The sequence below is a fragment of the Pontibacter brevis genome, assembly GCF_054779655.1.
On record NZ_BAAGXV010000045.1, the window covers coordinates 1 to 5367 of the forward strand.

At 47.5% G+C, this 5367-nt stretch carries 7 protein-coding genes; 3 read left to right on the plus strand and 4 right to left on the minus strand.

The annotated features are described in order from the left end of the window. Positions 1-272: 272 nt before the first annotated feature. On the minus strand, positions 273-803 hold the full coding sequence (locus tag ACYVB1_RS12940) for a DUF421 domain-containing protein (protein ID WP_460924152.1): 531 nt from the start codon (positions 801-803) through the stop codon (positions 273-275). A 1158-nt stretch (positions 804-1961) separates the two neighbouring features. On the opposite strand from ACYVB1_RS12940, the gene ACYVB1_RS12945 reads away from it, so the two are divergent. Both ACYVB1_RS12945 and ACYVB1_RS12950 read left to right on the plus strand, forming a co-directional pair. After that, the gene (locus tag ACYVB1_RS12945; protein WP_460924154.1) at positions 1962-2300 is read left to right on the plus strand and encodes a hypothetical protein; all 339 of its coding nucleotides are present in this window, start codon (positions 1962-1964) and stop codon (positions 2298-2300) included. Between the two features lie 258 nt (positions 2301-2558). After that, entirely contained in the window at positions 2559-2894 is a 336-nt protein-coding gene (locus ACYVB1_RS12950; protein ID WP_460924156.1) for a hypothetical protein, read from the plus strand. Between the two features lie 83 nt (positions 2895-2977). On the opposite strand, the gene ACYVB1_RS12955 is transcribed toward ACYVB1_RS12950, so the two are convergent. Both ACYVB1_RS12955 and ACYVB1_RS12960 read right to left on the minus strand, forming a co-directional pair. Then, a complete protein-coding gene (locus ACYVB1_RS12955) occupies positions 2978-3388 on the minus strand; it encodes a DUF4625 domain-containing protein (protein ID WP_460924158.1) in 411 nt (136 codons plus the stop codon). A gap of 270 nt (positions 3389-3658) precedes the next feature. Then, positions 3659-4003 carry a hypothetical protein gene (locus ACYVB1_RS12960; protein ID WP_460924160.1) on the minus strand — a complete coding sequence of 115 codons (345 nt, stop codon included), beginning with the start codon at positions 4001-4003 and terminating at the stop codon, positions 3659-3661. A gap of 316 nt (positions 4004-4319) precedes the next feature. Between ACYVB1_RS12960 and ACYVB1_RS12965 the strand changes: the two genes are divergently transcribed. Further along, positions 4320-4607, plus strand: coding sequence for a hypothetical protein (locus tag ACYVB1_RS12965; protein WP_460924162.1), 288 nt, complete (start codon positions 4320-4322; stop codon positions 4605-4607). Between the two features lie 104 nt (positions 4608-4711). Here ACYVB1_RS12965 and ACYVB1_RS12970 read toward each other — a convergent pair whose 3' ends face one another. Next, entirely contained in the window at positions 4712-4933 is a 222-nt protein-coding gene (locus ACYVB1_RS12970) for a hypothetical protein (RefSeq protein ID WP_460924164.1), read from the minus strand. Between the last annotated feature and the right edge of the window lie 434 nt (positions 4934-5367).

The following is a 5367-nucleotide window of genomic DNA, read 5'->3' on the forward strand; positions in this document are numbered from 1 at the left end:
ATGGCCTTGATAATCTGTGTCTCGGTAAACTTTGTCTTTTTCATTCCATTTAAAGTTAGTAGTTTTTACAACTTTTAAATGGCCGAACTTCAGGTAAGCCTACATAGCCTATAAGCCCATTTATGTAAAGTAACAGTCTCGGCAATGAGTAGTTATGTGGGGTAGCACGAACCTTTGCAGGTATATACATAGTTGAAAATTCCGCAGAAATCTTCAGAAGAGGCGGCAACGAGAAATCATTTATAGCCATTGTTAGGCACTGGTTCACTATCTCATAATTTTTCTCGAACTCCTTCTAATATTATACTATCAACAGATTGATCATCTGTATCTGTCGATTTATGTAAGACTGAAATGTCTCCCGTGGATTCAAGAACGACAGCTTGAATTTGATTTAATCGTGATACATTTGCCTCTCGCAGTTTTGCGATCAGCTGTGATTTTTCAATTCTTGCGTATTTTAGATTTTCTTCAAGTATCTGATTTCCCCTCATCAACAGAAGCGGTTTATTCGAAATTGTAGAACTTAAGGCTGGAAACTTTTTCTGCAATGTTGAAAAAATAAAAGTCAAAAAAAGAAGACTTGCGATTGCAACTGAGCCATGAACAATAGAAGTACCTGAAGTGAGAATAGAAGATATGATACTACCAATAGCAATTGTAAAGGCAAAATCGTAAACAGTAAATTTTGCGAATGACCTCAAACCTATAATTCTGGTTAATAAAATAATGACTGAGAATATCATTATGCTTCCAATCATGGTTTCCAAGAGCGGGTCACTTTTATCAAATATCCATTCCATAGCTTGACTATTGATTGTATTGTCCGTGGCTTGTGCCTAATTATTGGCTAAACGTAATCAGGCAAAAGAATATACTATATACCCCAGGCAACATAAAACACTGAAACCAGCAGAGGTCCCCCGCCACAGCAACGTACCAAAAGGAGCGGGTGCGATTTAAAGGCTGTGGGGCTGTTTGCAATGTAACACCTTTTATGTTCAACAGAGCCTAATTTTTTCGTTCCTTCCATAGTTGTAGAATGTAGGTGAATTACGCTTCAACTAATAACCACCTCCCATGACACAGAAAGAGAACCATCTGTCGGAAAGCCCATAAGATAACTTCCTATTTGACTACATAATGACATTTATCAGCCAAGGCCAAATTAAACATTTAAAGGAGCTACAGTGAATCAAACTATAGCTCCTTTAAATGTTTTGTTACTTATAGGAACTATAGAAATCAGCAATGGCGGCTAAATCATCGAAGATACTGTTCGATATTTGAGAGCTTTGGTCTACCACAGATTAAGATAAGGGCTTGTAGGTGAATAACTTGCAAGCCCTTATTGCTTTTCAGGTGACCAAAAAGGTGATCGATTCCCTTTTCCTTCTGCATATAACTTCTGAAACGTAGTCTTTCTTCAGTAAAATTCAAGTTGACAGTGGGGCAAGCTCGGTAAGACAACATACCTGCAAAACGTCATTCTAAAGCCACAGGCAGGCGTTTTAATGCACGCCAATTTATAAACCCAGGGCCACAGAGACAACGTGCTGTAAAGCCGCGTTGAGAGGCTATTCTAAAGGCATGTTCAACTTATTGGCTGTAAGGTTTAAACAAAAGCATTTTTATGCGCCAGAGAAAGCAAAAAGGCATTTTAACGGCGTTTTCATGGGCTTTTAAGAGGCAGGCGGGTTCGTTAAATTATCTAATTTTTCAGTCTACACGTCTGCCTGCCTTTGCTTCAGAAAAAGGCACCTAAACCTGAAGCTCCACAGGTTTAAATTAAACATGCCCGTTTTGAACGGTTCTGCAAAAGCTTTTGTCATATCACCTCACATCCTGCTTATAGCTATTTTACCTTTACTCACAGGCAGGGCGTGTTCACCAATTGATTTTAAGCCTGTCCGTACCGTAGCTTGTATTCGTGCGCTTTGGATTGATGCAACTTCAGCACTATGGCGCTCAAAGCAGTGTATACGTCTGACAACAGAGACGTAAAGGCAAAATACAACACCATTATAGCCAAGCTTCAGGCTACTGTAGCCAAGCACAAGGCTGCTTTTCCACAATTGCCCGCCATTAAGGAGCTTTTGGACGTGACTTTACCAGAGACTGACAAAGACGAGAACTACCTGCAAAGACTGCAGGAACTGTGCTCCTACCTCTACGAGCTTAGCGTGGGATCTTACGTCATCCGCCACCTGCACTACAACCTGACTTTGGACGTAGAGGCGGTAAAGCACAGAAACGCGTTGATTAGCCAGGAAGAGCATTACCTTCTCATACCAAAGTAAGCTGCCGTGCCCACCCTTACTTCACCTGCCCCCTGTCTCTCACCCGGCCTGTACCGAGACAGGATGTTCTTGTCAGCCCCGCTGCTGATGGGTGAGGGTGAGGTGGTAGACGCCGGCGGGATAGTCAGGCTGAAGCAAACCTTTTTTGCCGTCTGAGGCTGCACATTTTGGCTGCCCCCTTAAAACTAAGTAGTTGCCGCATCATACACTAGGTGTTTTCACGGTTACAGGTAGTTGCACGAAGAGGGGGCATTTGAGATGCATTTTGACATAGACAGGTTTTTTGACAGGCTGCAGGAGGAGGCGCTTACAAGGCAGGAGGCCAGCCGCGCCATCCATGGTGAAATCAGGGACGCGGAAGCCCAAAAGGTGGCTTTCCTGGATCAGGCCGCCGAGAACCCTATGTTCTACAGGCTGCTGTGCAGCCAAATCAACCGCTATATGCGTCACCTGAGGGCGCTGCACAGCAGGATTGCCCCAAACGAAAAGAACGTACCAGAAGAGCGGGAACTTGACACCGGTGATGACAGGGGATGCCACACTGTGAAGCTGCTCCTGCAACTCGAGCAGCTTGAAAGAAGAAGGGGGCGCTAAAACCACTGCATTATCCCTCAAAAGAAAAGGCTCCTCATCTAGAGGAGCCTTTTCTGAATTTAAGCTTGTCGACCTGCGATTGCTTACTGCACGACGGAAACCGTAACCGCCTGCGAGGCCTCGTTCTCCTGCTCGTCTATGGCCGTTACACGGATGATGTAAGCCCCGTTAGGCGCATTCGCATCCAGGCCAATCTCCACGTCCAGGTCCTTCTCTCTGTTGTCGTTGAGGAAGTCACCGATGCCCTGGTCGGTTATCTGCCGCTCGACTCCGCTAGGGTCCGTCACGCTCACCCTAACCTCCTCAAGACCCATGTTGTCCCTCACTTCTGCCTGCAGGTTCACCACGTCACCTGGTGCATAAGTGGTACCGGCGGCAGGTGCCAGGATGGTGATGGTCGGGTCAGTAGTGTCGAGCTCCACATCATCTTCCTTATCGCATGCAAGGAAAGAAAAGGAAAGCAACATTAAAAAGAGCCAATTGATTTTTCTCATAGCTTTAAAAATTGGTAAGTAATTAAAAAATATAAAATAGTAAATTATATATAATCCCCCTCTTGTACAGAGGGCGCCACAGGGTAAGGTATAACGGAATTAAGAAGTGCAGGTTGCCATAACCTGCATCATTACGTCTTTGTGGGTCGTGCTGAGCGAAGGCACCACACCCTGCCTTCCCCTTTGTTTCATAGTGCCGGAAGGCAGCGGGGCAAGTAAAAAGCCCCCGCAACGCGGAGGCCCTTTGCAATAGTTTTACCTATTCGTTCACTACTTTTCAGAGGCGTCTGCGCCTTTCTCATCCATTCTGACAACACCTGTCTGGCCCTGTGCGTTGGTCATCGCCACCTCATAGACCACAGCGCCTTGCGTGGTCCCTGCGGCAGGCTTTATGACATAGATGTCGCCTATTGTCCAGTCCTTGTAGGTGTCGCTCTTCAGCGCTGCCTGAACTGGCGCCGGTAGCTGGTCTTGTGTTACTTTCTCTTTCTTCTCTTCCTGGCCCTGCTGTGCAGCCGGAGCCTGCTCCTGCGGGGTTGTAGTCTGTGCGTTTGCGTCAAGGGAAGACACTCCTGCTAATGCGATGGCTGCTGCCAGAAAAGTTACTTTTTTCATAGTTTTATTCTTTAAGTTCTGCTCATGCAATAGCAGAACCGTGCCAAAACAGCTAAAAGCTCCCTTACAGCAAGGCTCTCAATGCTTTAGAAGGAAACAGCAAAACTACGGCAAGTGTGGAAACAAAAAGGTGACTGTGGGCCTGGCTCCACACTCTGTGGAAAATGGCCGCAGGTGCGCACACCCGAGGGGAGAGTCGCCCTTCTTCCCTGCCGGGGCGGCTTGTAACCCTGAGGTTGTTTCCCGGGTATTAAGGTGTCTTTCTCCCGGATAAAGCCAACTGTTTGGCTCTGGGAAGGTTGATAGATTCGGGCATATGGAAAAGTTCAATGAGCACGTGCTGCCTTTCCTGGAGGGGGGCTGCATCAGGTACCAGCACAACGGGGAGGCCAAGGCCATGTCGGCAGACTACTTCAGGCGCAACTTCCGGAACGTGGCCGCCACGGAGCTGCCTAACATCGGCCAGCGCTCCTTTTATTACCAGAGCGTGCAGGACCCGGACCTGGTCCTGCGCTTCCGGCTCTCCCGGACAGCCGGCCTGTCGGCCGTGCTGATGCTGCACAGCGACTTTGAGAAGCAGCTGAAGGCCTTGGGCATGCTTTAGGCTCTTATTTTCACAAAGAATGCCTGCCTGGAGTGCCAGCACCTTTCCTGTTATGCAAAAACAGGCCCCTCATCCTGCTGACCTGCTCCCGGAGAGCACGGGGTTTAAGCTAGCTGCAGCACTGGTTGTGCCTTCAGCCGGCGCAGGGGTTCTTCCGCTTCATTGGTGCATATGACAGCTACCCTCATCTCGTACTCTTCTTTCAGCTCTGTCAGCCTCCTAAGCTCCTCTGCATCCGGCGCGTTAGGCGCAGCATTCTGAAGCTGCTGTATTCGTGCGACCACATAATTGTAGTACCACTGGCTGGTGATAGACGCTGGTTTCATGGCTCTTTTAAAACGTTGGTGACCTGCGCTTTTACGGAATTCCCTCAGTTTGTTTGCACCTCATAAGAGCTTTACCCTTACCCGCCCTGACAGCCCCCGCTCAGCCTTAAGAGGAGCAGCATAACACCTATCATGGTAAGTAATAAGTAAGAAGACTGTTGATTGTGAAAGCATCTCAAGAAATCTTCTTTTTTTAGAACAGCATAAAGAACTCCGGAGCAGGTGTAGCCAAGCAGAAGCAAACCCGATGAACCCAAAGAGCGGACAGCGCCTGCAGCCCCCTGCTGTAGGATGCTGACCGAGGGAGCGGACTAAAACCAAGGCTCCTTCACTAGAGGCTATCTCAAAAATGGGAATCCCAGCTTGAGTTAATATGTTGGTTTCTCATGGAGTTGACAAACGAGCAATGGGAAAGGGTAAAAGACCTTGTGCCA